Genomic DNA, 23,271 nt, shown 5'->3' with positions numbered 1-23,271 from the left:
CGTGTAACGGATTGTACAAAGCAGGAAAACCGGTCAGGGCGGGGATGGTTGCGGACCACTCTCCGCGCAAAAAACGGCGGCCGGGCAGGCCGCCGCACGGATCAGGCAGAGAGATAACGCTGTTCCAGATGCTGACGGAAATAGTGTGGATTGAGCGCTTCGCCAGTGGCATTGATCAGCAGCTGCTGCGTCGGGAAGCGGCTGCCGTGCTGCCAGATGTTCTGCTGCAGCCAGTCAAACACCGGTTGCAGTTCGCCCTGCTGAATCAATTCGTCCACCTGCGGAATGGCGCGTTTTACCGCCTGGAACAGCTGAGCAGCGTACATCGCGCCCAGCGTGTAGGTCGGGAAGTAGCCGAAGGCGCCGTCGGTCCAGTGAATATCCTGCATACAGCCGTCGCGGTAGTTGCCGCGCGTATCGATCCCCAGCGACTGCTGCATTTTTTCATCCCACAGCGCCGGAATATCCTCGACTTCAATCTCGCCTTCAATCAGCGCTCGCTCGATTTCGTAACGTAAAATCACATGGGCCGGATAGCTCAGCTCGTCGGCATCGACGCGGATAAAGCCCGGCTTCACGCGCTGGGTCAGCCGAATAAAGTTGTTGCGCTCCAGTGCCGGCTGGTCGCCCATCAGCGCCACCACCTGGGGATGAATATGCTGCAGGAAGGCGTGACTGCGCCCCAGCTGCATCTCCATAAACAGGCTTTGCGATTCATGCATCGCGGTCGAGCGCGCCAGCGCCACCGGCTGTCCGCGCCACTGCTGTGGCAGATTCTGCTCATAGCGCGCATGGCCGGTTTCGTGGATCACGCCCATCAGCGCGCTGAGAAAATCGTTTTCGTTGTAGCGTGTGGTGATACGCACATCTTCCGGTACGCCGCCGCAGAACGGGTGGGCGCTCACGTCCAGTCGGCCGTGATTAAAATCAAACCCTAGCGTCGCCATCACGCTAAGGCCGAGCTGCTTCTGCGATTCAATGGCGAAGGGGCCGACCGGCTGGGCAATCGGCGTTGCCTGCTGGCGGGCTACCGCTTTTTGCAGCAGATCCGGCAGCCAGCTTTTCAGATCGCCAAAGGTGCTGTCGAGCTGCGCGCTGGTCATGCCTGGCTCAAACACATCCAGCAGCGCATCGTAGCGTGATACGCCGAGCGCATCGGCGCGCAGCTGTGCCTCTTCGCGGCTCAGCTTCACCACTTCTTTCAGGTTAGCGCTGAAGCCCTGCCAGTCATTGGCCGGACGCTGACTGCGCCACGCGTGTTCACAGCGCGAGCCGGCCAGCGATTTGGCTTCCACCAGCGAGGCCGGCAGCAGCGTTGCCTGGCGCCACGCGCGCTGCATTTCGCCCAGATTGGCCTGCTCCACATCGTTCAGCGACTCCTGCCCGGCGGCGTCAAACAGCCCGCCGAGGCGCTTGTCGGTCAGCAGCTCGTGCATAAATACGCTCAGCTCCGCCATCGCTTCTCCACGCGCCTGGCTGCCGCCCGGCGGCATGGTGGTTTGCATATCCACGCCGGCAATCGCGCCCAGATGGCCAAAACGCGCCAGGCGCTGAAAAGTGCGGCTAAGTTCCTGATAAGCTGCAGTCATGTAACAAGCTCCTTATGAAGGTAAGCGCGGCGTAACGTCGCGCAGGGGGAGATCAACCGGCCAGCAGAAGCGCACGCAGGCACCGCCGAGGGGACTGCTCTCAATCGAGACCTGTCCCTGCAGCGCCTGGGCAATAGAGTGCACAATCGCCAGACCGAGGCCGCAGCCGCCGGTGGCGCGATCGCGGCTGGGATCGAGCCGTACGAAAGGCTCGAATACCCGCTGGCGTTCATCCGGCGGAATGCCCGGACCATCATCTTCAACCTGCAGATTGCCGATGGCGCCGTCAAACCACAGGCTGACGCGCAGCCGCTGCTGCGCATAGCGCAGGGCGTTATTAACGAGGTTATCCAGCACGCGCTCCATCAGGCGCGTATCTGCCGCGCCAATGTTTTCCAGCTGCGGAATATCCAGCGTAATGTGCGTTTGCGGATTCATGGTCTGCACGTCAGCGATGTGCACGCGCAGCCACTGGGCCAGATCGAAAGATTGCAGATTGAGGTCAACGCGCGGCCGGTCGAGGCGCGCATAGGTCAGCAGCTCCTCAATCAGGCTCTCCAGCTGGCCGACGTCACGGTTCAGCGCCGCGGATTCTGCCGCGCTGAGGTTTTCACTCATCTCCAGCCGGTAACGCAGCCGGACCAGCGGCGTGCGCAGTTCGTGCGCGATACCGTCAATCAGCTGTTTTTTACTCGCCACCAGGGTATTGATGTTGTCCGCCATCTGGTTGAACGCCACGCCAAGGCTGTGCAGGCTGGAGGTGTTTTCAAAATGGGTGCGCACGTCAAGCTCGCCGCGACCAAAGCGCTGAGCCGCTTTCTCCAGCCGCTGCATCTCCTGCCAGTGCGGGCGCAGCCAGATGAACACCGGTAGCGCCAGCGACATGCCAATAAACGCCAGCAGGGCGATATCAAGGATGCGCATCTGGTGCAGATAAAACAGGTAAGGAATCGGTCCGACCGACAGCACATAGTGGCTGCGCGGGATGTGCTGCAGGAAGGTGTACTGATCGTCAAGGGCGACGATCTCACCGGCGCGCAGCCGCTTCATGTCGGCTTCGTCCAGCTGATATTTGCTCATCGGTTCGATGTGCAGCTCAAAGGATAAATCGAGATCGAGGTTGCGGATGGTTTTATTCCAGTCGCGCGGCGGGATCTCACGCAGTTCGCTGCGCATCAGAAACAGCGAGCTGGCCATCAGGTCGTTCATCGACTGGCGTCCGGCGCGCTCGGCGGTGAATTTGTACACCAGACCCACCAGCAGCGTCATCACCAGGAAGCAGACGAACAGCAGCAGATAGAACTGAATGAAGAGCTTTCTCATCAGGAGCGGGTATCCCAGGCCTGCGGCGCGAACAGATAGCCTTTGTTACGGATGGTTTTGATGCGGAACGGCTCGGTGGCGCTGTCGTACAGTTTCTTGCGCAGGCGTGAAATGGCGACGTCGATGCTGCGATCCATGCCGTCATAGCTCACGCCGCGCAGGGTTTTCAGCAACGCGTCACGGTCGAGAATTTCTCCGGCGTGGCTCGCCAGCTCCCACAGCAGGTCAAAATCGGCGGTCGAAAGGGTGATCGGTTCGTCGAACAGGATCACCTGGCGGTTGAGCGCATCAATGGTCAGTGAACCAAAACGCAGTACCTTTTGCGAGCTCTGCACGGCGGGCGCGGCTTCCGGTTTGGCCACGTGCGCCTGGCGCAGATGCAGGCGCAGGCGTGCCAGTAATACCGCGGGCGGCGTGGTTTTCAGAATGTAATCATTGGCGCCCATCTCCAGCGCCAGAATGTGATTCATGTCGCTGTCGAGCGAGGTCAGCAGCACAATCGGTCCCTGCCAGTGGGCGCGTAAGTCGCGGCACAGCGTCATGCCATCTTTGCCCGGCAGCATGATATCCAGCAACACCAGATCCGGATCGGCGGCGAGAATGGTCGCTTCCGCGCGATCGCCGCGCGTCTCAACCAGCACCTCAATATCGTGGCGGCCAAGATAAGCCGCAATCAGTTCGCCGACTTCCGGCTCATCTTCCACATAGACAATTTTGTTCATAATGCTCTGTCATGGCTGAGAATGTCAGCAGCATAGCTTTTCCTGGTCCTGAGCTCTACGCTACCGCACGAATTATCCTTGTCTTACTGGTATGTACACCGTGAAATGTGCCATTATTACCGGCGCGTTCTGGCGCAAGGTTCGGAATCGTACTGAAAACAGGAGGAGTGCGAGGGTGTCTGATAAAGAGCTGGCTTCAGCCGGATACAGTGACCGCATCTGCTTCAACTACAGTGACTTCCTTTCCGCTTCCTGCAAAAAACGCTGGAGCTTTGTCGATGCCATTTACGGCGTGATGCCAATTTTTGGCATGGTGACGCGCAAGTCCGGGCACAGTTTACAGGCCAGCGACGACCATCTGAAAGAATTAGCATTACAAATCATTTCAACCCAGGTCAGCGACGAAATTAACATCGCCCGACTGATCACCCTGGCCGAACAGCAGCACATCAGCCGCTTCGATATTCAGCTGCCTTATCCGCTGTCCGCTGAGCAGCTTGACGCCATCCATCTGGAATACCGCAAGCCGCTCAATCTGACACAGCAGAACGATCTGCTGTGCGTTTCCATTCCCTTACAACCGCACTGATTAGCGCGTCAGCTGCCACAGCGCGGGCAGTGAGGCGGCAATTAACAGCACGATGGCGATGCGCTCCAGCGCAAACAGCGGTTGATCGCCGCGGCCACCGCGTCGTGCATACAGGAACAGCAGCAGACCCGGCGCGTAAAGCACCACCGACAACAGCAGATGCAGCGGCCCCGAGGCGTACAGCAGCCAGAGTCCATAGGCGCTGGCACCGAGGCCCGTCAGCAGGGCCAGCGGTTTATGCTGACCGCGCACCACTTTCACCAGAAACAGACCGACCAGCAAATAGGGCACGAGGATCATTTCTGAGGCGATGGTCAGCAGTGTGTTGTAATCCGCGCCGGTAACCGCAATCAGAATCAGGCACACCTGCACGCTACCGTTGGTCAGCCACAGCGACGCCGCCGGCGCGTTATGGCGGTTTTGCCGGGCAATGCTGCGCGGAAACGCGCCCTGCTGCGCGGCGAGGAACGGGACTTCTGCCGCCATAATGGTCCAGCTGAGGTAGGCACCGCATACCGAGATAATCAGGCCAACCGCAATCACCGCATCGCCCCAGTGACCCAGCAGGCGTTCCATCAGACCGGCCATCGACGGATTGCGCATCTGCGCCAGTTCCGCACGCGGCACCACGCCAAGCGACAGCAGCGTCACCAGCAGATAGACCAGCAGCGCGGCCAGCACCGCCAGCAGCGTCGCACGCCCGACATCTTTTTTGTGCCGCGCGCGGGCGGAGACCACCACCGCGCCTTCCACACCAATAAACACCCACAGGGTGATCAGCATGGTCTGTTTAACCTGCTGCCACAGCGGCTGGCCGAGTGCCGCGCCGTCAAAATCAAAACGGAAGCGATCGTAATTAAACGCCAGCAGCGCCAGTACCACGAACAGCAGCAGCGGCACCAGTTTGCCCAGCGTCGCCAGCAGGTTGATACTGGCCGCCGTCTGTACGCCGCGCAGCACCAGCCAGTGCACCAGCCACAGCAGCACGGAAGCGCCAAGCATCGCCTGCCACGTATTGCCATCGCCAAACACGATGCGATCCGGCGTATCGGTAAAGAAGCTCAGCGCTGAAAATACAATCACCAGATACGAGACGTTGGCAATCACCGCGCACAGCCAGTAACCCCAGGCCGAGCAGAAGCCGGTCAGCTCGCCGAAGCCGGCGCGCGCGTAAGTGAAGATGCCGCCATCCAGTTCCGGGCGCAGACGCGTCAGCAGCAACATCGCCAGCGACAGAAAGAGGATACCGACACCGGTGATCAGCCAGCCGATCAGCAGCGCGGCCGGACCGGCAACCGCCGCCATATTTTGTGGCAGGCTAAAGACGCCCGCGCCGAGCATCGAGCTGAGCACCAGCGCAGTGAGCGCGCTAAGACCTAATTTTTTATCCAAAACGCCATTCCTGAGCAGCAGAGTGTGCTGGGTAGTAGTTGTTCAGCCAGAGTGTAACGTGGCAATCAGTCCCGTTTAAAACGGAATACCCTGAAAACAGGCGGCAGATTTTACGGAGAGCGAACGGTGAAGGCAATGCAAGACTATGCAGATTTGCACACGGATTATGCAAACGGCAGGGCGACGGGCGCCGCCCTGCGCGGGGATTATTTAAACAGGTCAGCGGTAACGGTCAGGTTGCCGCCGCTCTGGTTCTGCCACTGGCGCGTAATGTGATAATACTTCGCGCCTTTGGCGATGGCGCGTTTGCCCACGGCTTCTGAGATCTCGGTTGGCGTGCCGAAGTGATCGGAGAAGGAGATGGTGTCAAACGGCTGCATCTGTGCGGCCGTGATCGCATTGACTTCCTGCACGCTGCGGCCATCCGGCTGCGTCACAGTATAACGCTGACCGGTAGAGCTTTGGGTTTCAAAGAAACGACCCACGCTGGTGCTTGGCGTATCTGATGAAGCAACGCCAGGGATTGCCACTTTCTTCGCCGCTGCGCCGCCCGCAGCCAGGGCTGCTTTACCGGCTTCTGAATCAGCCGGAATGGAGTCAGACGTATCCTGTACCACGCGCGCTTTGGCATCGGCTTTATACACGTAGGCGGTCACGTACTGGTTACCACCGTTGTTAGCATCCACCTGACGCACAATAAAGAAGGAGGCCGCGCCTTTGTTTTTCGCCGCTTTGGCGATGGCTTCGTTCACGTCCGGCTGGCTGGAGAAGAAGCCGCTGACGGAGACGGTGTCAAACGGCTCAAGGCGATATGCTTCCGCCTTCGGCAGCTCTTTCACGCCGTTGAACATCCGGTATTGCGTGCTTTGTTCCACTTTCGCTGCATTGGCTTTGTACAGATCGGCGGTAACGCGCCAGTTGCCACCGTTACCGTTGCTGTCGTTGATGCCCTGCACGTAGAAAGAGTCCGCGCCTTTGGCGTCGGCGGCTTTAGACACGGCGTCTGTTGCATCGCCAATTGCATTAAAACGGCCGCTAATATTGATGCGTTCGAATGGTTTTAACGCGGCCGCTTGTTCTGGCGTTAACTCTTTGGCAGCAAACGCATTGGCTGCCAGCAGTGATAACAGGGTCGACGCCAGAATGGTGTTCTTCAGCTTCATAAAAATGATCCTTCGCCTTACGCAAATTGAGTACGAAAACGTGCTGGACTCTTGATGTATAACAGATTAGCCGCTGATTATTGCATGTAATAATCGGCCTGTCTCAGCCAATTTATGCGCATAACATTGACAATCCCAGCATTTTATTCATCGGCCTGTCATCTTTCGCTGTTATGGCTTTTTTTTGGTCAGCTTACCGCTTTAACCGGTATCGCTTAGTACCAGAATAGTTAACGCATTGTTAAATATAGGTTTTTAAAAACAGTTAATTCGTCATGACACGATTAGGCACAGCAGATTATTTTCCATAATGCCGCAAACCTGGTCGCATACCGCGGTATTCATCGCTGGCATCTGAATATCTGTGTGAATGTCATAAGTGTGCGTTATGGCGCTAGATCGTCCTGGGCATTTTCAGTAGGTTATAAAGACTTTGTTACATAGTGCATTTCGCTCATAAAAAGCTGAAACAGCGTTTCGGCTTTTAAGCATGTGCCCCTTACAGAACCTCATCCTTTAATCATGGAAAGGAAACAGTATGTTAATTGGGATACCCAAAGAGCGGTTAGCCAATGAGTCCCGCGTCGCAGCGACGCCAAAGACCGTTGAGCAGCTCATCAGGCTGGGATTCAGCGTCACCGTTGAGCAGGGCGCCGGTTTACGCGCCAGCTTTGATGATGACAGTTTTATCGCCGCCGGTGCCAGCATCAGTAACACACAGGATGTCTGGCAGTCCGACATCGTACTGAAGGTGAACGCGCCAGACGACAGCGAGATCGCCCTGATGCGCGCGGGCAGCACGCTGGTGAGCTTTATCTGGCCAGCGCAGAACCCGGCGCTGCTGGAGAAATTAGCCGCACGCAACATCACCGTAATGGCGATGGATTCCGTACCGCGTATTTCACGCGCGCAGTCGCTGGATGCGCTCAGCTCGATGGCGAACATCGCCGGTTATCGTGCCATTGTCGAAGCAGCCCATGAGTTTGGCCGCTTCTTCACCGGGCAAATCACCGCTGCCGGTAAAGTGCCACCGGCAAAAGTGATGGTTATCGGGGCTGGCGTGGCCGGTCTGGCGGCGATTGGCGCGGCGGGCAGCCTCGGCGCCATCGTGCGCGCCTTCGATACCCGTCCGGAAGTGAAGGAGCAGGTGCAGAGTATGGGCGCCGAGTTCCTTGAACTCGACTTTGAAGAGGAAGCGGGCAGCGGCGACGGTTACGCCAAAGTGATGTCCGAAGCCTTTATCAAGGCGGAGATGGCGCTGTTCGCGGCGCAGGCGCAGGAGGTGGACATTATCGTCACTACCGCGCTGATCCCAGGCAAGCCGGCACCGAAGCTGATCACCGCAGAGATGGTCGCCAGCATGAAGCCGGGCAGCGTGATTGTTGATCTGGCGGCAGCCACCGGCGGTAACTGCGATCTGACCGTCGCCGACCGCGTCACGCTGAGCGACAACGGCGTCAAAATCATCGGCTACACCGATCTGCCGAGCCGGCTGCCAACGCAGTCCTCGCAGCTGTACGGCACCAACCTGGTGAACCTGCTGAAGCTGCTGTGTAAAGAGAAAAACGGCGAGATCACCGTTGACTTCGATGATGTGGTGGTGCGCGGCGTCACGGTGATCCGTGATGGCGAAGTCACCTGGCCAGCACCGCCGATTCAGGTCTCTGCTGCGCCACAGGCCGCAAAACCTGCCGCACAGCCGCAGGTGAAAGCGGCAGAGAAGCCCGCTGCGCCGTGGCGCAAATATCTGCTGCTGGCGCTGGCGGTAGTGCTGTTCGGCTGCCTGGCCAACGTCGCGCCAGCGGAATTCCTGTCGCACTTTACCGTGTTCGCGCTTGCCTGCGTCGTCGGGTATTATGTGGTGTGGAACGTCAGTCACGCGCTGCATACGCCGTTAATGTCCGTCACCAACGCCATCTCCGGCATTATTGTGGTGGGCGCGGTGCTGCAGATGGGCCACGGCGGCTGGGTCACTTTTCTGGCGTTTATCGCCGTCCTGATTGCCAGCATCAATATCTTCGGTGGTTTCACCGTCACCCAGCGCATGCTGAAAATGTTTCGTAAGAATTAAGGGGTAACAACATGTCTGGCGGATTAGTGACTGCAGCATACATTGTTGCCGCAATTCTGTTTATTTTCAGCCTGGCCGGGCTCTCGAAGCATGAGACCTCAAAGCAGGGCAATATCTTTGGTATCAGCGGCATGGCGCTGGCGCTGCTCGCCACCATTTTTGGTCCGCACAGCGGCAACGTGGCGTGGATTCTGCTGGCGATGGTGATCGGCGGTGCGATTGGCGTGCGTCTGGCGAAGAAAGTCGAAATGACCGAAATGCCGGAGCTGGTGGCGATTTTGCACAGCTTTGTCGGTCTGGCGGCGGTGCTGGTCGGGGTCAACAGCTACCTTGATCACGCGCCAGGACTGTCGGCGGTGATGGAAAATATCCATCTGACCGAAGTGTTCCTCGGCATCTTTATCGGCGCGGTGACCTTCACCGGTTCGGTGGTGGCATTTGGCAAACTGCGCGGCAAGATCTCCTCAAAAGCGCTGATGCTGCCGCATCGCCATAAAATGAACCTGGCGGCGCTGGTGGTCTCGTTCCTGCTGATGCTGTGGTTTGTGCGCACCGACAGCACCGGTGCGCAGGTCGTTGCGCTGCTGCTGATGACGGTGATTGCGCTGGTGTTCGGCTGGCATCTGGTGGCGTCGATTGGCGGCGCGGATATGCCGGTAGTGGTCTCCATGCTCAACTCCTATTCGGGCTGGGCGGCGGCGGCGGCAGGTTTCATGCTGAGCAACGACCTGCTGATTGTCACCGGTGCGCTGGTGGGCTCTTCCGGTGCCATCCTGTCGTACATCATGTGTAAAGCGATGAACCGTTCGTTTATCAGCGTGATTGCCGGTGGTTTCGGCACCGACGTGAGCGGCGCCGGCGAGAGCGAAGAGGCGGGCGAACACCGTGAATTCAGCGCGGAAGAGACGGCAGAATTACTGAAAAACTCGACCTCAGTGATCATCACGCCGGGCTACGGGATGGCGGTCGCCCAGGCGCAGTATCCGGTGGCAGAGATCACCGAGAAGCTGCGCGCGCGCGGTATTAAGGTGCGTTTCGGTATTCACCCGGTAGCCGGTCGTTTGCCGGGGCACATGAACGTGCTGCTGGCGGAAGCCAAAGTGCCGTACGATGTGGTGCTGGAGATGGATGAGATCAACGATGATTTCAGCGATACCGACACCGTGCTGGTTATCGGTGCCAATGACACCGTCAACCCGGCGGCCCAGGACGATCCGCGCAGCCCGATTGCCGGTATGCCGGTGCTGGAAGTGTGGAAAGCGCAAAACGTCATCGTGTTCAAACGCTCGATGAACACCGGCTATGCCGGGGTGCAGAACCCGCTGTTCTTTAAAGAGAACACCCAGATGCTGTTTGGCGATGCCAAAGCCAGCGTCGAAGGCATTCTGCGCGCGCTGTAGGAAACGAAAAGGGCGGTGATGTCACCGCCCTGACAAGCTCAAACCGGGGCGGCGCAGGATGGCCGCCCTGTGTTATTTAATCCTCTTCATCTTCCTCATCGTCGAGGTCAATCGGCGATTTGAAATCATCCGGCTTAATCGCCAGCAAATCACAGCGCAGGTGATCGATCACCTGTTCAGCGGTATTGCCGAGAAACGCAGCTGACAGACCGGTACGACCGATGGTGCCCAGCACCACAATCCCGGCGTCGAGATGCGAAGCGATATCCGGGATGACTTCTTCCGGCAGGCCCTTCGCCACGTGAGTGAACTCCTCGCCGATGGAGAATTTCTGGCGCAGCGCTTTCATCGCCACCAGGTGCTGGCCGCGAATCGCATCGTTATAGACGCTGGGATCAAAATCCGGCAGTTCGATGGCAATGTTAATCGGCGTGACAGGATAAGCGCCCACCAGATGCACCTCGGTGTGATTCACCATTTCGGCCAGTCGTGTGGTCTCGCGGATCAGTTTTTGATTAAGCTCATCATGATGCGGTTCCTCGCTGGCAAGATTTACCGCCACCACCGCTTTGCCGCCTTCCGGCCACGGCTGGTCTTTGACCATCCATACCGGGCACGGGCACTTACGCAGCAGGTGCCAGTCGGTGGGGGTGAAAATCACTGCTTCCAGACGATCGTGCTGGTGCGCCATCTTCAGGACCAAATCATGCTGATGCGCCAGCACTTCCAGAATGATGGCTTCGTACGGCCGGTTATGCCACACCACTTTGATCTCGATATCCACGCCGGCTTCCAGATAGGCCTGCGCCTGTTCGCGGATCCATTCGGTACGCTGGCTAATCACCCCTTTGCGCATGTTGACGCGCTCGTCGGGCGACAGCAGGGTGGTCATTTCGTAGGAGAAGTCGTAGATAGGCAGGAAGGCTTTGATTTTTCCGCCGATACGTTGATTGAGATACACCGCACGCCGCAGCGCCGGCTGGTCGTCCTGCTGAGCATCAATCGCCACCAGAATATGCTGATACCGGGACATAAGGCACTCTCCTCAAACCAAAGCGAAGTTGGATTAAAGATAGCCTAAGATGGCGCAGGGCAGAAGCGGAAAAGTTGTTGCCGGATCAATAAAATAACATTTATCGACCCGGCAGGCGGTTACGCTGCCTGATCGGTCTGGCCGGCCAGTTCAGCCAGCAGCGCATGGTTTTCGATGGTAATATATTTGCCTTTCACCGCCAGCATGCCGCTTTTCTGGAAACGTCCCAGCAGACGGCTGATGGTTTCGACGGTGAGTCCCAGATAGTTACCGATGTCGCCGCGCGTCATGGTCAGGCGGAATTCACGCTGTGAGAAACCGCGCTGGCCGAAGCGGCGCGACAGGTTCCAGATAAACGCCGCCAGACGCTCTTCCGCGTTCTTTTTCGATAACAGCAGGATCATATCCTGATCGCCTTTGATCTCGCCGCTCATCAGACGCATCATCTGCTGACGCAGCGCCGGCATTTTACCGGACAGATCGTCGAGGGTTTCAAACGGAATTTCACATACCATGGCCGTTTCCAGCGCCTGAGCGAAGCTCGGATGATGCGCGCTGACGATGGCGTCAAAGCCCACCAGATCGCCCGCCAGATGGAAACCGGTGATCTGTTCATCACCCTGTTCGGTAATGGTGTAACTTTTAATGGTGCCGGAGCGGATAGCATAAAGGGATTTCAGTTCATCACCGGCTTTGAACAGCGTCTGGCCTTTCTGAATCGGCTTTTTGCGTTCAATAATATTGTCCAGCTGATCCAGTTCATGTTCGTTCAGCGTGAAGGGAATACACAACTGGCTGATACTGCAATCCTGACAGTGGATGGCACAACCGCCAGACTGAATACGTCGAATGCTGCGTTTTTCCGGGATCATATAGGTACGCTCGATGATTATTGACTGTCGTCAATTTTAACATTTTTCTTTGTCATGTGAACTCATCCGAGCAGTAATAATGATCAAAACCGCACAAATGCTGGGTATTCGCGGCTTTGAAGTCTGCAAATGACCAGCCGGTTTTTGATCTGGAACGTTTTCTTTCCATATTTACATCCGGACACAACCTGATCCCGCGCAGAAAGTGACGGATGTGATAGCCGATAACCTTTGCTACTATTTTGCTTTCGGGTGGCATGTTGCGCCCGATTCACCACCAGGCGTGAGGAAAACACCATGAACCTTGATGATGAAGACCTTTTCCGCGATGCCATGGGTGATGTAACCCCGTTAAAAGATTGCGCCAACACCCAGTGGCTGCGCGCGCCGTCAACTAAAGCGCCGCGCCAGCAGCCGCATGACGACGCACCGGAAAACTTCCTGACGCGTGGCTTCCTTGAGATTATCCCGCGCGACACGCCGCTGGAATATAAAGCCGATGGCATTCAGCAGGGCGTGCTCGATAAGCTGCGGCTGGGCAAATATACGCTGGACGCTAGTCTTAATCTGTTGCGCCAGCCGGTGGAGACCTGCCGGCAATCGCTGTTCAGCTTTATGCTGGAAGCGCGCAAACAGGGCCTGCGCAATCTGCTGATTATTCATGGTAAAGGGCGGGATGATGAAGCGCACGCCAATATTGTCCGCAGCTACGTGGCACGCTGGCTGCGGCAATTTGACGACGTTCAGACCTTCTGCAGCGCGCAACCGCAGCACGGTGGCAGCGGTGCAGTTTATGTCGGGCTGCGCAAAACCGATCGCGCGCGCCTCGACAATCGCGAACGCCACGCCAAACGCAGCCGTTAACTGTGAAATTTGCGGATGGTGGCCATCAGCACTTCCGCGCTTAGCGAGAGCGAGTGGCCGCTGCGGGTAATAATGCCCACCGGCTCGCCGGGGCCGGGCGATGCGATGGGCAGTGCGCTGAGCGCATTGTGACTTAAATCTTCCTTCACCGCGCCGGATGGCACAAACCACACATAGTCATAACGCAGCGCCAGCTGGCGGGCCAGCGAGGTGGACGAGGTTTCGACACAGTTGCCCGGCAGCGAGCAGCCTTGTTCATCCAGCATGTGCTGGGCAATACGCCGCGGCGCGGTGCCTTCAGGCGATATCACCACCGGCCACTGCATGGCGCGGGAAAGTGTGACGTTGTCACTTAAAAGCGGGTGTTCCGGTCGCACCACCAGCTTGAGCGATTCGAGAAACAGCAATTCGTAGGTCAGGCCGGTCATCATTTCGCTGTCCGCCATACGGCCAATGCCAATATCAAACTCCCCGGCGCGCAGGCCAGCCAGCAGCACATTATTGTGCAGCGTGGCCACCTGTACCGTGGTGTTCGGCTGCTGTTCATGGAAGCGATCCAGGATCTGCGGCAGCATCCCCATGGCGGCGGTGGTGAGGGCGCCAAGGCGGATCACGATCGGGCGTCCGGAAACCGGCGAGTTGAAACTTTGTCCGGCGTGGTTAAGCGCATCCAGTACTTTCACCGCGTGGGTCAGGAACTGTTCTCCCAGCGTCGTCAGCTGAGCACCGAGACGACCGCGCTCAAACAGACGCGCGCCCGCCAGTTCCTCCAGCTCATTCAGCGTCTTAGACAGCGCCGGCTGACTCAGATTGAGGGTTTCCGCCGCGCGGCCCAGCGTGCCCTGTTGCGCGACTGCCACGAAGGTGTGTAAATGGCGCAGACGAATGCGCTGATTAAAGAGATGATTTTTGTCCATAAACGCCAGCGTAATGAGTCAGAGCGGTCAGCGGCAAGTGGCTGACCGAGATTCTGTTAACTTACCTGCAAAATTATATTAACAAAAACGGTCAGCGTGAGAAGTTTTAGTAAGTGGCTGTATTGGTTGGCTTTATAAATAACCGGGCATCCGGGCGCGTTTCTGCATTCAGCGTTATCAGTAGCTTAGCGGGTAAAATGTTGAATAATTCTCAATTTCACTTAAAAATCCTGCCCGTTATTGTTAACGATGCGCTATCATAAGCGCCGTTTTTTTTACCAAAACTGATGACCTATTCGTGATAATCCTGCAGGAGTGGTACCGTGACCAGCGCTGAAGCCATTGACGTCCGCCAGCTCATCAACCAGAGCGCGTTAAGCAGCTGGCAGAAGCGTTTAATTGCGCTGTGCTTTGTCGTGGTGGCGCTGGACGGCATGGATATCGCGCTGATGGGCTTTATCGCACCGACGCTGAAAGCCAGCTGGGGCGTGACCAATCATCAGTTGGGGATGGTGATCAGCGCGGCGCTGATTGGCCTGGCGCTGGGTGCCATGGTGGCTGGACCGCTGGCCGATCGCTACGGCCGCCGCGTGATGATTCTGCTCAGCGTGCTGTTTTTTGGCCTCTGGACGCTGGCGACCGCCATGGCGCAAAACATCGAACAGATGATGCTGTTCCGCTTCCTCACCGGTCTGGGGCTGGGAGCGGCGATGCCCAACGTCGGCACGCTGGTGGCCGAATACGCGCCCGAGCGGCGTCGCTCGTTTATTATCACCGTGGTGTTCTGCGGCTTCACCTTTGGCGCGGCCTCCGGCGGTTTTGCCGCCTCGTGGCTGCTGCCGCGCTATGACTGGCATTCGGTGATGCTGATGGGCGGCGTGCTGCCGCTGCTGGTGCTGCCGTTTCTGCTGCGCGGCCTGCCGGAGTCGGTGCGCTTTCTCATCAGCCAGCGCGCGCCCGCTGCGCGCATTCACGCTATTCTGGCGCGCATGCTGCCGGGTAGCGTCCGGCCTGACAGCCATTTTCAAAGCAGTGAACCGCTGGCCGCGCGCCACGGTGCAGTGGCCACCGTCGTCTCACCCCGCTATCTGTTTGGCAGCCTGATGCTGTGGGGCGGCTACTTCATGGGACTGTTTCTGGTCTATCTGATTGGCAGCTGGCTGCCATCGCTGATCAACACGCTGGGCATGTCTGTCACCGAAGCGGCCATCGTCACCGCCATGTATCAGGCGGGCGGCACCGTTGGCTCACTGTTTGCCGGCTGGCTGATGGACCGCATCAACGCCAATCTGGCGCTGGCCATTATTTACTTTTGCGGCGGCATCGCCATCGTGGCGCTCGGGTTTTCCCCGGCGCAGGTCGGGTTGATGAGCGCCATCGCCTTCTGCAGCGGCTTCTGTTTTAACGGTGCCAACACCGGCATGAATGCACTCTCGGCCAGTTACTATCCCACTCATGCCCGCGCGACCGGCTCCAGCTGGATGCACGGCGTTGGCCGCATCGGCGCGATCATCAGCGCCTTCGTCGGCGCTGAGCTGCTGTCCCTCGGCTGGTCGTTTAGCCAGATCTTTCTGCTGCTGGCGTTGCCGGCGGCGCTGACCACGCTGATGCTGGTACTGAAATGCCGCTTTGGTGACCAGCCGCGCGCCACCGAGTGACAGGGCGATCACAGTTCCGCGAAAATGTTACCCGCCGCTAAAGGGTTGATCTACAGTAGCAGCAACCCTTTAGCCCAAGGTGATGACCATGGATAACTTTCTCACCCGCGATGCCATCCGCACGCTGTTCTCTCAGGCCATGTCGGCCATGTACCAGCAGGAGGTGCCGCAGTATGGCACCCTGACGCAGCTGGTTACCGCCGTTAACGAACGCACCTTAGAAGCGCAGCCGGCGCTGAAAAACCGTCTGGCCGCCGCCGATGAGCTGAGCCGCCTCGGCGTGGAGCGTCACGGTGCCATTCGCGTCGGCACTGCCGCAGAGCTCAGCACGCTGCGGCAGATGTTTGCCGTGATGGGGATGGAGCCGGTGGGCTATTACGATCTGTCACAGGCGGGCGTGCCGGTGCACTCAACTGCCTTTCGCCCGGTCAGCGACAGCGCGCTGCGGCGCAATCCCTTCCGCGTTTTCACCTCGCTGCTGCGGCTGGATCTGATCGACGATGCCGCACTGCGCGACAAAGCCGCGGCTATCCTGGCGGCGCGCGACATCTTCACGCCTGGCTGCCGGGCACTGATCGCGCAGCATCAGCAGCAGGGCGGTCTCAATGCTGCCGATGCCGCCCGCTTTGTTCAGGAGGCGCTGGAAACCTTTCGCTGGCATGCGCACACCACGGTGGACAGCGCCACCTACCGCGCGCTGAGCCAGCAGCATCGCCTGATTGCCGACGTCGTGTGCTTCCGCGGCTGCCACATCAATCACCTGACGCCACGCACGCTGGACATCGATCGCGTGCAGGCCCTGATGCCTTCGCGCGGCATCGAACCGAAAATCCTGATTGAGGGGCCGCCGCCGCGCGCGGTGCCGATTCTGCTGCGCCAGACCAGCTTCAAAGCGCTGGAAGAGGCGGTGCATTTTAATGATGGCACGCCTGGCACCCATACCGCGCGCTTTGGTGAAATTGAGCAGCGCGGCGCGGCGCTTACGCCTAAAGGCCGCGCGCTGTACGACCGGCTGCTGGCGCAGGCCGGTACCGGCAGCGATAACCAGCAGCATCAGCAGCACCTCAGCGCGGTGTTTCGTGATTTTCCTGATGATGAACAGACGCTGCGCGAGCAGGAGCTGGCGTGGTTCCGCTACCGTCTGACGCCGCAGGGCGAGCATCAGCCGCCGCGCGCCGGGGAAACCGTGGCGCAGCTGCTGGCCACCGGACGTTTACAGGCGGAACCGATTGTCTACGAAGATTTTCTGCCGGTGAGCGCGGCCGGCATCTTCCAGTCTAATCTGGGCAACCAGACTCAGGCGCGCAGCGCCGGCAATGCCAGTCGTGCTGATTTTGAAGCCGCGCTCGGTGCCGCCGTGCAGGATGAGATGGTGCTGTATCAGCAGACTCAACAGCGCAGTCTGGCGCGCTGCGGCGTGCAGGAGTAGGGCGTAAAAAAGCGGCCTGAAAAGTGACAGGATCACTTTTACAGGCCGGCTGGTTTTCTTTCTAATGATTATTGCAGGCGTGCGTCGCGCACCAGCGTATATTTTCCGGCACCCAGGAACAGGATGGCCAGCGCGCCCAGCAGGTAAAGCGCTTCCGTTTCCAGCGACCAGGCGCCGACATCGGTGCGATGCCAGAGTGCGCCCATTTTCACCAGCAGCGTTGCGACTACCATGTTAACGGCAATGATAAAGGCCGCCGGGCGCGTCAGCAGGCCAACGATGACCATAATGGGTGCCACAATTTCCCCGATGTAAGCACCGTAAGCGATGAAACCTGGCATGCCTTTGACGCTGAGCAGATGGGCGATCCAGCCGACGCCATGAATCGCCTTAAACTCGCCATGAAACAGCAACAGCCCGCCGAAGGTTAAGCGTAACAGCAATTTACCGAAATCCGGGTGATCGCTCATCCGGGTGAACAGCTGATTGATGCCAGCAAACATCGCGTCTCTCCGTCACGCCAGGTTAACTTGCAACCATAAAACAGAATGCACCGCTGCAGTTAACCAAAAAATTTGATGAAGTTGTTCAATGAATCGGTCGCTTATTCGGCTTAATCTGCAAATGCTTGCAGAACATAGACATTCCACTGAGGCCTGCAAATAATGGAATCAGGCTTTACCAGGAACCCGCAATGAAAAATGAACGACGTCTGAGGATCATGACGGCAGAAGGTGAACTCAGAGGCCTGATGGATGATGAACTGTTTATCTTTAAAGGAATACCTTATGCAGCGCCGCCGGTTGGCGCACTGCGCTGGCGTCCGCCGCAGCCGGTGGTACCGTGGCAAACGCTGCGCGACGCCACCGCGTGGGGCGATGCCAGCTGGCAAAATCGTGATTACTGCGTGGCGGCCGGCGGCGGCGATCCGGGCCGCTTCAGCGAAGATTGCCTCTATCTGAATGTCTGGACGCCGGATGTCGAACCCGCTACGCCGTTACCGGTGATGGTATGGCTGCACGGCGGCGGCTTCAGCATCGGCGCCGGCAGCCTTGATCCCTATCGCGGCAAAGCGCTGGCAGCGCAGGGCGTGGTGGTGGTGACACTCAATTACCGCCTTGGCCATTTCGGCTTTTTTGCGCATCCGGCGCTCGACGCCCAGTATCCGCCGGGCAAGGTGGTCAATAATTTTGCGCTGCTGGATCAGATTGCCGCGCTGCAGTGGATTCAGCGTAACATCCCGGCATTTGGCGGCGACCGCCATAACGTCACGCTGTTTGGCGAATCGTCCGGCGCGCGCAGCGTATTGTCGCTGTGCTGCTCGCCGCTGGCCGAAGGGCTGTTTCATAAGGGTATTGTGCAAAGTGCCTACAGTCTGCCGGACGTGCCGCATAAGCAGGCGCAGCAAACCGGCCTGCAGGTGGCAGCGCATTTCAATCTGGCCGCGGATGCCAGTGCGGAGCAGCTGCGCGCACTGCCGGCCGACAGTTTCTGGCCGCTGGAGCGACCGCTGGCGCTCGGGCCGGTGGCCATCAGCGGCGATGCGGTGCTACCCAGACCCATGCTCGACACCTTTATGGCGGGTAAACAGCATCGCGTGCCGTTGATGATTGGCAGCAACAGCGACGAAGCCAGCGTGCTGGACTACTTCGGCGTGGATGCCCGCAGCGTGTTACAACAGCTGCGCAGCAAAAGTCGCCTGAGTTATCGCCTGCTGAAGTGGCTGTACGATATCCATGATGACAGCCTGCTGGGGCGCGCGGTGGCGCGCGACATGGCGTTTACCGTCATGCCGCTGCTGGTGGCACAGTCACAGCACAGCATCGGCATGCCTGCGTGGCGTTACTGGTTTGATTATGTGTCAGAAAACGCGCGTCATCTCTACCCGCACGGCACCTGGCACGGCAACGAAATTCCTTATGTCTTCAATACGCTCGCGACGCTGCCGCCGCCGGGTGACTGGCATTACAGTGCCAGCGATATCGCCTTTGCCGGTCGCGTCAGCGCCTGGTGGGTGGCCTTTGCACGGGATGCCAGTGAGTTCAGCCATCGGCTGCGGCTCGACGGAGAACCTGACTGGCCGGTATGGCGGCCAGGGGAAGATTTGACTCTCGCCTTTGGCCACGACGGTAAAGCGGAATCGGTGCTGAAGGCGCGATTTATGCGCGGCCGTCTGCGTCTGTTTCGCCTGATGATGCGCAGCCACGTTAAACTTTAATAAGCCTGCTAATCATGTAAAAACATCAATGTTTTTTTAAGGCAAATTGGCCGCTATCTGCCTGATTTTACGACCGCTCAGCCGCTCCGCGCGGCACCTCATCCTGCAATTAATTAGCTTACAAAACATTTATCTTTTCCCGGTTCGCTGCCGATAAATACCCTAAGCCCTGTTTTATCCGGGCTGCCAGCGTTCACACCAGGGGATTATGTATGGGTATGTTAAAAAACTTCACGATTCGCGCCGTTATGCTGACCATTCTCGGGCTTTTCTGCCTGTTATGGTGTGGCGTAGGGCTGTTCAGCGTCCACTCGCTGAATGCGCTCGGCGAGGGTAACGAGATTGATCGTCAGCTGGTAAACCAGATGACGGCGCTCAGCAAAGGCAACGATCAATATTTCCGCGTGGTCACGCGTCTGTCGCGGGTAATGGAAGGCCGCACCGCCGGTAACGCGCCGACCGCAGAAGCGTTCGCGCCGGTGCAGCAGGCACTGGATAACATGAAACAGCAGTTAAGCCAGTTCAAAGCCATGGCGCCGGGTCCGATGGACAGCGAGACGGTGAACAATGTGATCAGCAGCTGGCAGAAACTGCTGGATGAGGGGATCGCACCACAGGTGGCGCTGGCGCAGCAGGCTTCACTGGATGCATGGCGCGCGCAGGCCAACAATGTCACGCCGCCGCTGAGCCGGGCGTTTGGTGCCAGCGCAGAAGCGTTTAATCAGGCCGCCAGCAGCAAGCTGGATGAGACCCGCGTGACCGTGGACACGCTTACCAGCATGACCAAAGTGATTATTGTGTCGGCGGTGGTGTTCGGCTTATTGATTCTGCTGTTCACTGACCGTTACCTGGTGACGATGCTGGTGAAACCGCTGGATCGCATCCGTAACCATTTTACCGTGATTGCGCAGGGCGATCTCAGCCAGCCGGTGGAAGAATTTGGCCGCAACTGCGTCGGCAAACTGGTGCCACTGCTACGGGCAATGCAGGACAGCCTGCGTGAAGCAGTCAGCGCCATCCGCAGCGGCACGGAGAACATCTACCGCGGCGCAGCAGAAATTTCAGCCGGCAATAACGATCTTTCATCGCGCACCGAAGAGCAGGCGGCCGCGCTGGAACAGACCGCAGCCAGCATGGAGCAACTGACCGCCACGGTGAAATTCAACGCCGATAACGCGCGTCAGGCCAGCGCGCTGGCGGAGACCGCCACCGGCACCGCGCAGCAGGGCGGCCGTCTGGTTGGCGAAGTGGTGACCACCATGCAGGGCATTTCCGGCAGTTCGAAAAAGATTGCCGAAATCACCAGCGTGATCAACGGCATCGCCTTCCAGACCAACATCCTGGCGCTCAACGCGGCAGTCGAAGCGGCGCGTGCCGGTGAGCAGGGGCGCGGCTTTGCCGTGGTGGCCAGCGAAGTGCGCAACCTGGCGCAACGCAGCGCCGGCGCCGCAAAAGAGATCGCCACGCTGATTGAAGATTCCGTGTCACGCGTTGAAAAGGGCTCGGAGCTGGTCAGCAGCGCCGGCAGCACCATGCATGACATTCTGAAGTCGGTGCAGGATGTGAATGAGATCATGAAGCACATCGCTGCCGCGTCGGAAGAGCAGAGCAAAGGGATTTCGCAGGTCGGCACCGCCGTCACCGAAATGGACAGCGTCACCCAGCAGAACGCGTCGCTGGTGGAGCAGGTGTCGGCGGCGGCCAGCGCGCTGGAGCGTCAGACCGAAGAGCTGCAGGCGTCGGTGGCGAAGTTCCGTCTGTCCGACAGCGCACCGCGCGCGCAGGCTGTAGCATCCGCCGCTGCGCCTGCGACTGCGCTGCGCCGGCCGGTGTTATCTGCCGCCGCAGGCGCTCAGGGTAAACCCGCCAGCAGTGAAGAGTGGGTTTCATTCTGAGGCTGACACAACCACGCCACCAGCTGCGGCAAAAACGGTGGCGCATCTTTTTCCGCCCGCTGTAACAGGCTGTAGCTCGCCCCGGTTGCCACACTCGCGGCAAACGGGGCGATTAACCGCCCATTCGCCAAATCATTCTCCACCAGCGTAATATCCGCCACCGTCACGCCAAATCCCTGAATCGCCGCGCTGATCGCCAAATCCATGGTGGCGAAGTGCTGATTGCGCGCCATCGGCAGCTGCTCCGCCTGGGCGGACAGCCACAGCTGCCAGTCGCGCGTATCGCCGGTCGGATGCAGGAAGGTGAATCTGGCCAGTTCGCTGACATGGCGCGGCGCCGGCACGCTGCTGGCCAGCACCGGCGTCAGGCGCTCGGCAAACAGCGGAATGGCACCGGCAGGCGGCGTGCCGAATACAATCGCCGCATCAAAGTTTTCCAGCTGCGACGCGTGATCAAGCGTGGTGGTGAGCGCCACGTGGATGTCTGGCCGCTGCTGCTCCAGCGCCACCAGACGCGGCACCAGCCAGCGCATAGCGCAGGTCGGGGCTTTCAGCCGAATCGAGGCATTGCTGCGGCTGGCTTTCTCTGTGGCATTGACCAGCAGATTGAATCCCTGTTGCAGCTCCGGCAGTAGCGCCGCGCCCTGATCGGTGAGATGCAGACCGCGCGCGTGGCGTTCAAACAGGGCAAATCCCAGCCAGCTCTCCAGCGCCGCAATTTTGCGGCTCACCGCGCCCTGAGTGATGCACAGTTCGCTGGCGGCGCGCGTCAGGTTGAGATGACGGGCGGTGACCAGAAAGGCATGAATGGCGTTGAGTGGCAGAGCAGAGCGGGACATAACGGCCTCGAGCTATGATTTTTTATCATGGCTATTATGACAACAATTCGCTTGTCGACTCAAGCGTCGCGCCGTTGAATAGAAATCTACTTCCGATACGTGGTTATGCAACCTGTGGAGCAATGATGACCCTGAACAGCAGCGTGAAGCTCTCCTCCAAACAGCCGGACGTCGGCACCACCATTTTTAGCGTGATCGGCCAGCTGTCCGCACAGCACCAGGCCGTTAATCTCTCTCAGGGCGCACCCAATTTCCCGTGTGACCCGCAGCTGGTTGAGCTGGTCAGCCAGGCGATGCGCGACGGCCATAATCAGTACGCCGCCATGACCGGTTTACCGGCGCTGCGTGAAGCGCTGGCGGAGAAGGTGCACCGCCTGTATGGCCAGCAGTACGATGCCGCCAGCGAAGTCCTGATCACCGGCAGTGCCAGTCAGGGCATCTACATGGCGATTTCGGCGCTGGTGCATCCGGGTGATGAAGTGATCTTCTTTGAGCCAGCCTTTGACAGCTACGCGCCGGTGGTGCGGTTACAGGGCGCGACGCCGATCGGCCTCAAGCTGCAGGTGCCGGATTTTGCGATTGACTGGGACGAACTGCGTGCCGCGATCACGCCGCGTACGCGCATGATTATCATCAATACGCCACATAACCCGAGCGGACAGGTACTGAATGCCGCCGATCTCGACCAGCTGGCGGCCCTGACGCGTAATACCGACATCGTGGTGTTGTCTGATGAAGTCTACGAACACATCGTGTTTGACGGCCAGACGCACTGCGGCATGGCCACGCACGCGGAACTGGCACAGCGCAGCGTGGTGGTGTCCTCCTTCGGTAAAACCTTCCACGTCACCGGCTGGCGCGTCGGCTATGCGCTGGCGCCTGCTGCGCTGATGGCGGAGATCGTCAAGGTGCATCAGTTCATGATGTACGCCGCCGATACGCCAATGCAGGTTGGCTTCGCGCAGTATCTGCAGAACCCGCAAAACTATCTGCAGCTGTCGTCGTTTTATCAGGCGAAGCGCGATCGGCTGCAGACGCTGCTGCAGGATTCACCGTTCAGGCTGTTACCGAGCGCCGGTTCGTTCTTTATGTTGGCCAGCTACGGACATTTCAGTGACGAAAGCGACAGTGAAATGGTAAAACGTCTCATCGTCGATCACGGTGTGGCCACCATTCCGCTGTCGGCGTTTTATATGGATGGCACTGACAATAAATTAATCCGCCTTTCTTTTGCTAAAGACGACGCAACGCTCGAAGCCGGCGCGCAGGCGCTGTGCCGGGTTAAAGGGTAATTAGG

At 58.8% G+C, this 23,271-nt stretch carries 19 protein-coding genes; 9 read left to right on the top strand and 10 right to left on the bottom strand.

What is annotated here, in order from left to right; all coding sequences use genetic code 11:
- Positions 1 to 101: 101 nt before the first annotated feature.
- The 3 genes from C1N84_RS09800 to rstA are packed head-to-tail and all read right to left on the bottom strand — an operon-like array spanning position 102 to position 3,634.
- A complete protein-coding gene (locus tag C1N84_RS09800; RefSeq protein WP_125308779.1) occupies positions 102 to 1,589 on the bottom strand; it encodes a carboxypeptidase M32 in 1,488 nt (495 codons plus the stop codon).
- A gap of 12 nt (positions 1,590 to 1,601) precedes the next feature.
- Entirely contained in the window at positions 1,602 to 2,912 is a 1,311-nt protein-coding gene (rstB, locus tag C1N84_RS09795) for a two-component system sensor histidine kinase RstB (RefSeq protein ID WP_021506114.1), read from the bottom strand.
- Entirely contained in the window at positions 2,912 to 3,634 is a 723-nt protein-coding gene (gene rstA / locus C1N84_RS09790; RefSeq protein WP_021506113.1) for a two-component system response regulator RstA, read from the bottom strand. Before rstA ends, rstB begins: the two co-directional genes overlap by 1 nt.
- Before the next feature lie 175 nt (positions 3,635 to 3,809).
- On the opposite strand from rstA, the gene C1N84_RS09785 reads away from it, so the two are divergent.
- A complete protein-coding gene (locus C1N84_RS09785) occupies positions 3,810 to 4,223 on the top strand; it encodes a hypothetical protein (RefSeq protein ID WP_021506112.1) in 414 nt (137 codons plus the stop codon).
- On the opposite strand, the gene C1N84_RS09780 is transcribed toward C1N84_RS09785, so the two are convergent.
- Together C1N84_RS09780 and ydgH are read right to left on the bottom strand one after the other, a co-directional pair.
- A complete protein-coding gene (locus C1N84_RS09780) occupies positions 4,224 to 5,615 on the bottom strand; it encodes a basic amino acid/polyamine antiporter (RefSeq protein ID WP_125308773.1) in 1,392 nt (463 codons plus the stop codon).
- Between the two features lie 206 nt (positions 5,616 to 5,821).
- Positions 5,822 to 6,778 carry a DUF1471 family protein YdgH gene (ydgH, locus tag C1N84_RS09775; protein WP_021506110.1) on the bottom strand — a complete coding sequence of 319 codons (957 nt, stop codon included), beginning with the start codon at positions 6,776 to 6,778 and terminating at the stop codon, positions 5,822 to 5,824.
- A 538-nt stretch (positions 6,779 to 7,316) separates the two neighbouring features.
- Between ydgH and pntA the strand changes: the two genes are divergently transcribed.
- On the top strand, positions 7,317 to 8,849 hold the full coding sequence (gene pntA / locus C1N84_RS09770; RefSeq protein WP_394541612.1) for a Re/Si-specific NAD(P)(+) transhydrogenase subunit alpha: 1,533 nt from the start codon (positions 7,317 to 7,319) through the stop codon (positions 8,847 to 8,849).
- A gap of 11 nt (positions 8,850 to 8,860) precedes the next feature.
- The gene (gene pntB / locus C1N84_RS09765) at positions 8,861 to 10,249 is read left to right on the top strand and encodes a Re/Si-specific NAD(P)(+) transhydrogenase subunit beta (protein WP_264441284.1); all 1,389 of its coding nucleotides are present in this window, start codon (positions 8,861 to 8,863) and stop codon (positions 10,247 to 10,249) included.
- A gap of 76 nt (positions 10,250 to 10,325) precedes the next feature.
- On the opposite strand, the gene uspE is transcribed toward pntB, so the two are convergent.
- On the bottom strand, positions 10,326 to 11,282 hold the full coding sequence (gene uspE / locus C1N84_RS09760) for a universal stress protein UspE (protein ID WP_264441283.1): 957 nt from the start codon (positions 11,280 to 11,282) through the stop codon (positions 10,326 to 10,328).
- A gap of 119 nt (positions 11,283 to 11,401) precedes the next feature.
- On the bottom strand, positions 11,402 to 12,154 hold the full coding sequence (locus C1N84_RS09755) for an FNR family transcription factor (RefSeq protein ID WP_031279133.1): 753 nt from the start codon (positions 12,152 to 12,154) through the stop codon (positions 11,402 to 11,404).
- A gap of 297 nt (positions 12,155 to 12,451) precedes the next feature.
- Between C1N84_RS09755 and smrA the strand changes: the two genes are divergently transcribed.
- On the top strand, positions 12,452 to 13,018 hold the full coding sequence (smrA, locus tag C1N84_RS09750) for a DNA endonuclease SmrA (protein WP_021506105.1): 567 nt from the start codon (positions 12,452 to 12,454) through the stop codon (positions 13,016 to 13,018).
- On the opposite strand, the gene C1N84_RS09745 is transcribed toward smrA, so the two are convergent.
- The gene (locus C1N84_RS09745) at positions 13,015 to 13,935 is read right to left on the bottom strand and encodes a LysR substrate-binding domain-containing protein (RefSeq protein ID WP_021506104.1); all 921 of its coding nucleotides are present in this window, start codon (positions 13,933 to 13,935) and stop codon (positions 13,015 to 13,017) included. The genes smrA and C1N84_RS09745 overlap by 4 nt on opposite strands.
- 323 nt (positions 13,936 to 14,258) lie before the next feature.
- On the opposite strand from C1N84_RS09745, the gene C1N84_RS09740 reads away from it, so the two are divergent.
- Positions 14,259 to 15,593 (top strand): MFS transporter, encoded by a 1,335-nt coding sequence (locus tag C1N84_RS09740; protein ID WP_058758506.1) that lies wholly within the window; start codon positions 14,259 to 14,261, stop codon positions 15,591 to 15,593.
- An 88-nt stretch (positions 15,594 to 15,681) separates the two neighbouring features.
- Positions 15,682 to 17,022 carry a 2-oxoadipate dioxygenase/decarboxylase HglS gene (locus tag C1N84_RS09735; protein ID WP_264441282.1) on the top strand — a complete coding sequence of 447 codons (1,341 nt, stop codon included), beginning with the start codon at positions 15,682 to 15,684 and terminating at the stop codon, positions 17,020 to 17,022.
- A gap of 68 nt (positions 17,023 to 17,090) precedes the next feature.
- Here C1N84_RS09735 and C1N84_RS09730 read toward each other — a convergent pair whose 3' ends face one another.
- Positions 17,091 to 17,525, bottom strand: a complete 435-nt coding sequence (locus C1N84_RS09730) for a DoxX family protein (RefSeq protein ID WP_058769762.1) — start codon at positions 17,523 to 17,525, stop codon at positions 17,091 to 17,093.
- Between the two features lie 191 nt (positions 17,526 to 17,716).
- Between C1N84_RS09730 and C1N84_RS09725 the strand changes: the two genes are divergently transcribed.
- Together C1N84_RS09725 and C1N84_RS09720 are read left to right on the top strand one after the other, a co-directional pair.
- On the top strand, positions 17,717 to 19,240 hold the full coding sequence (locus tag C1N84_RS09725; protein ID WP_264441281.1) for a carboxylesterase/lipase family protein: 1,524 nt from the start codon (positions 17,717 to 17,719) through the stop codon (positions 19,238 to 19,240).
- Positions 19,241 to 19,452: 212 nt separating this feature from the next.
- Complete coding sequence (locus C1N84_RS09720) at positions 19,453 to 21,135, top strand: methyl-accepting chemotaxis protein (protein WP_264441280.1); 1,683 nt, start codon at positions 19,453 to 19,455, stop codon at positions 21,133 to 21,135.
- Here the strand turns inward: C1N84_RS09720 and C1N84_RS09715 are convergent.
- Positions 21,093 to 21,974, bottom strand: a complete 882-nt coding sequence (locus tag C1N84_RS09715) for a LysR substrate-binding domain-containing protein (RefSeq protein ID WP_058774710.1) — start codon at positions 21,972 to 21,974, stop codon at positions 21,093 to 21,095. The two genes, C1N84_RS09720 and C1N84_RS09715, sit on opposite strands and share 43 nt — an antisense overlap.
- A gap of 125 nt (positions 21,975 to 22,099) precedes the next feature.
- Here C1N84_RS09715 and C1N84_RS09710 point away from each other — a divergent pair, with 125 nt between their 5' ends.
- On the top strand, positions 22,100 to 23,266 hold the full coding sequence (locus tag C1N84_RS09710; RefSeq protein WP_059008773.1) for a methionine aminotransferase: 1,167 nt from the start codon (positions 22,100 to 22,102) through the stop codon (positions 23,264 to 23,266).
- Positions 23,267 to 23,271: the final 5 nt, after the last annotated feature.

The organism is Pantoea sp. SGAir0418, assembly GCF_043529865.1.
This window is presented reverse-complemented; position numbering and strand designations above follow the sequence as displayed.

Excerpts from the sequence above, each read along its gene's own strand:
- C1N84_RS09800 (WP_125308779.1), bottom strand. The coding sequence starts at position 1,589 with ATGACTGCAGCTTATCAGGAACTTAGCCGCACTTTTCAGCGCCTGGCG.
- rstB (WP_021506114.1), bottom strand. The coding sequence starts at position 2,912 with ATGAGAAAGCTCTTCATTCAGTTCTATCTGCTGCTGTTCGTCTGCTTC.
- rstA (WP_021506113.1), bottom strand. The coding sequence starts at position 3,634 with ATGAACAAAATTGTCTATGTGGAAGATGAGCCGGAAGTCGGCGAACTG.
- ydgH (WP_021506110.1), bottom strand. The coding sequence starts at position 6,778 with ATGAAGCTGAAGAACACCATTCTGGCGTCGACCCTGTTATCACTGCTG.
- pntA (WP_394541612.1), top strand. The coding sequence starts at position 7,317 with ATGTTAATTGGGATACCCAAAGAGCGGTTAGCCAATGAGTCCCGCGTC.
- pntB (WP_264441284.1), top strand. The coding sequence starts at position 8,861 with ATGTCTGGCGGATTAGTGACTGCAGCATACATTGTTGCCGCAATTCTG.
- uspE (WP_264441283.1), bottom strand. The coding sequence starts at position 11,282 with ATGTCCCGGTATCAGCATATTCTGGTGGCGATTGATGCTCAGCAGGAC.
- C1N84_RS09755 (WP_031279133.1), bottom strand. The coding sequence starts at position 12,154 with ATGATCCCGGAAAAACGCAGCATTCGACGTATTCAGTCTGGCGGTTGT.
- smrA (WP_021506105.1), top strand. The coding sequence starts at position 12,452 with ATGAACCTTGATGATGAAGACCTTTTCCGCGATGCCATGGGTGATGTA.
- C1N84_RS09745 (WP_021506104.1), bottom strand. The coding sequence starts at position 13,935 with ATGGACAAAAATCATCTCTTTAATCAGCGCATTCGTCTGCGCCATTTA.
- C1N84_RS09735 (WP_264441282.1), top strand. The coding sequence starts at position 15,682 with ATGGATAACTTTCTCACCCGCGATGCCATCCGCACGCTGTTCTCTCAG.
- C1N84_RS09730 (WP_058769762.1), bottom strand. The coding sequence starts at position 17,525 with ATGTTTGCTGGCATCAATCAGCTGTTCACCCGGATGAGCGATCACCCG.
- C1N84_RS09725 (WP_264441281.1), top strand. The coding sequence starts at position 17,717 with ATGAAAAATGAACGACGTCTGAGGATCATGACGGCAGAAGGTGAACTC.
- C1N84_RS09720 (WP_264441280.1), top strand. The coding sequence starts at position 19,453 with ATGGGTATGTTAAAAAACTTCACGATTCGCGCCGTTATGCTGACCATT.
- C1N84_RS09715 (WP_058774710.1), bottom strand. The coding sequence starts at position 21,974 with ATGTCCCGCTCTGCTCTGCCACTCAACGCCATTCATGCCTTTCTGGTC.
- C1N84_RS09710 (WP_059008773.1), top strand. The coding sequence starts at position 22,100 with ATGACCCTGAACAGCAGCGTGAAGCTCTCCTCCAAACAGCCGGACGTC.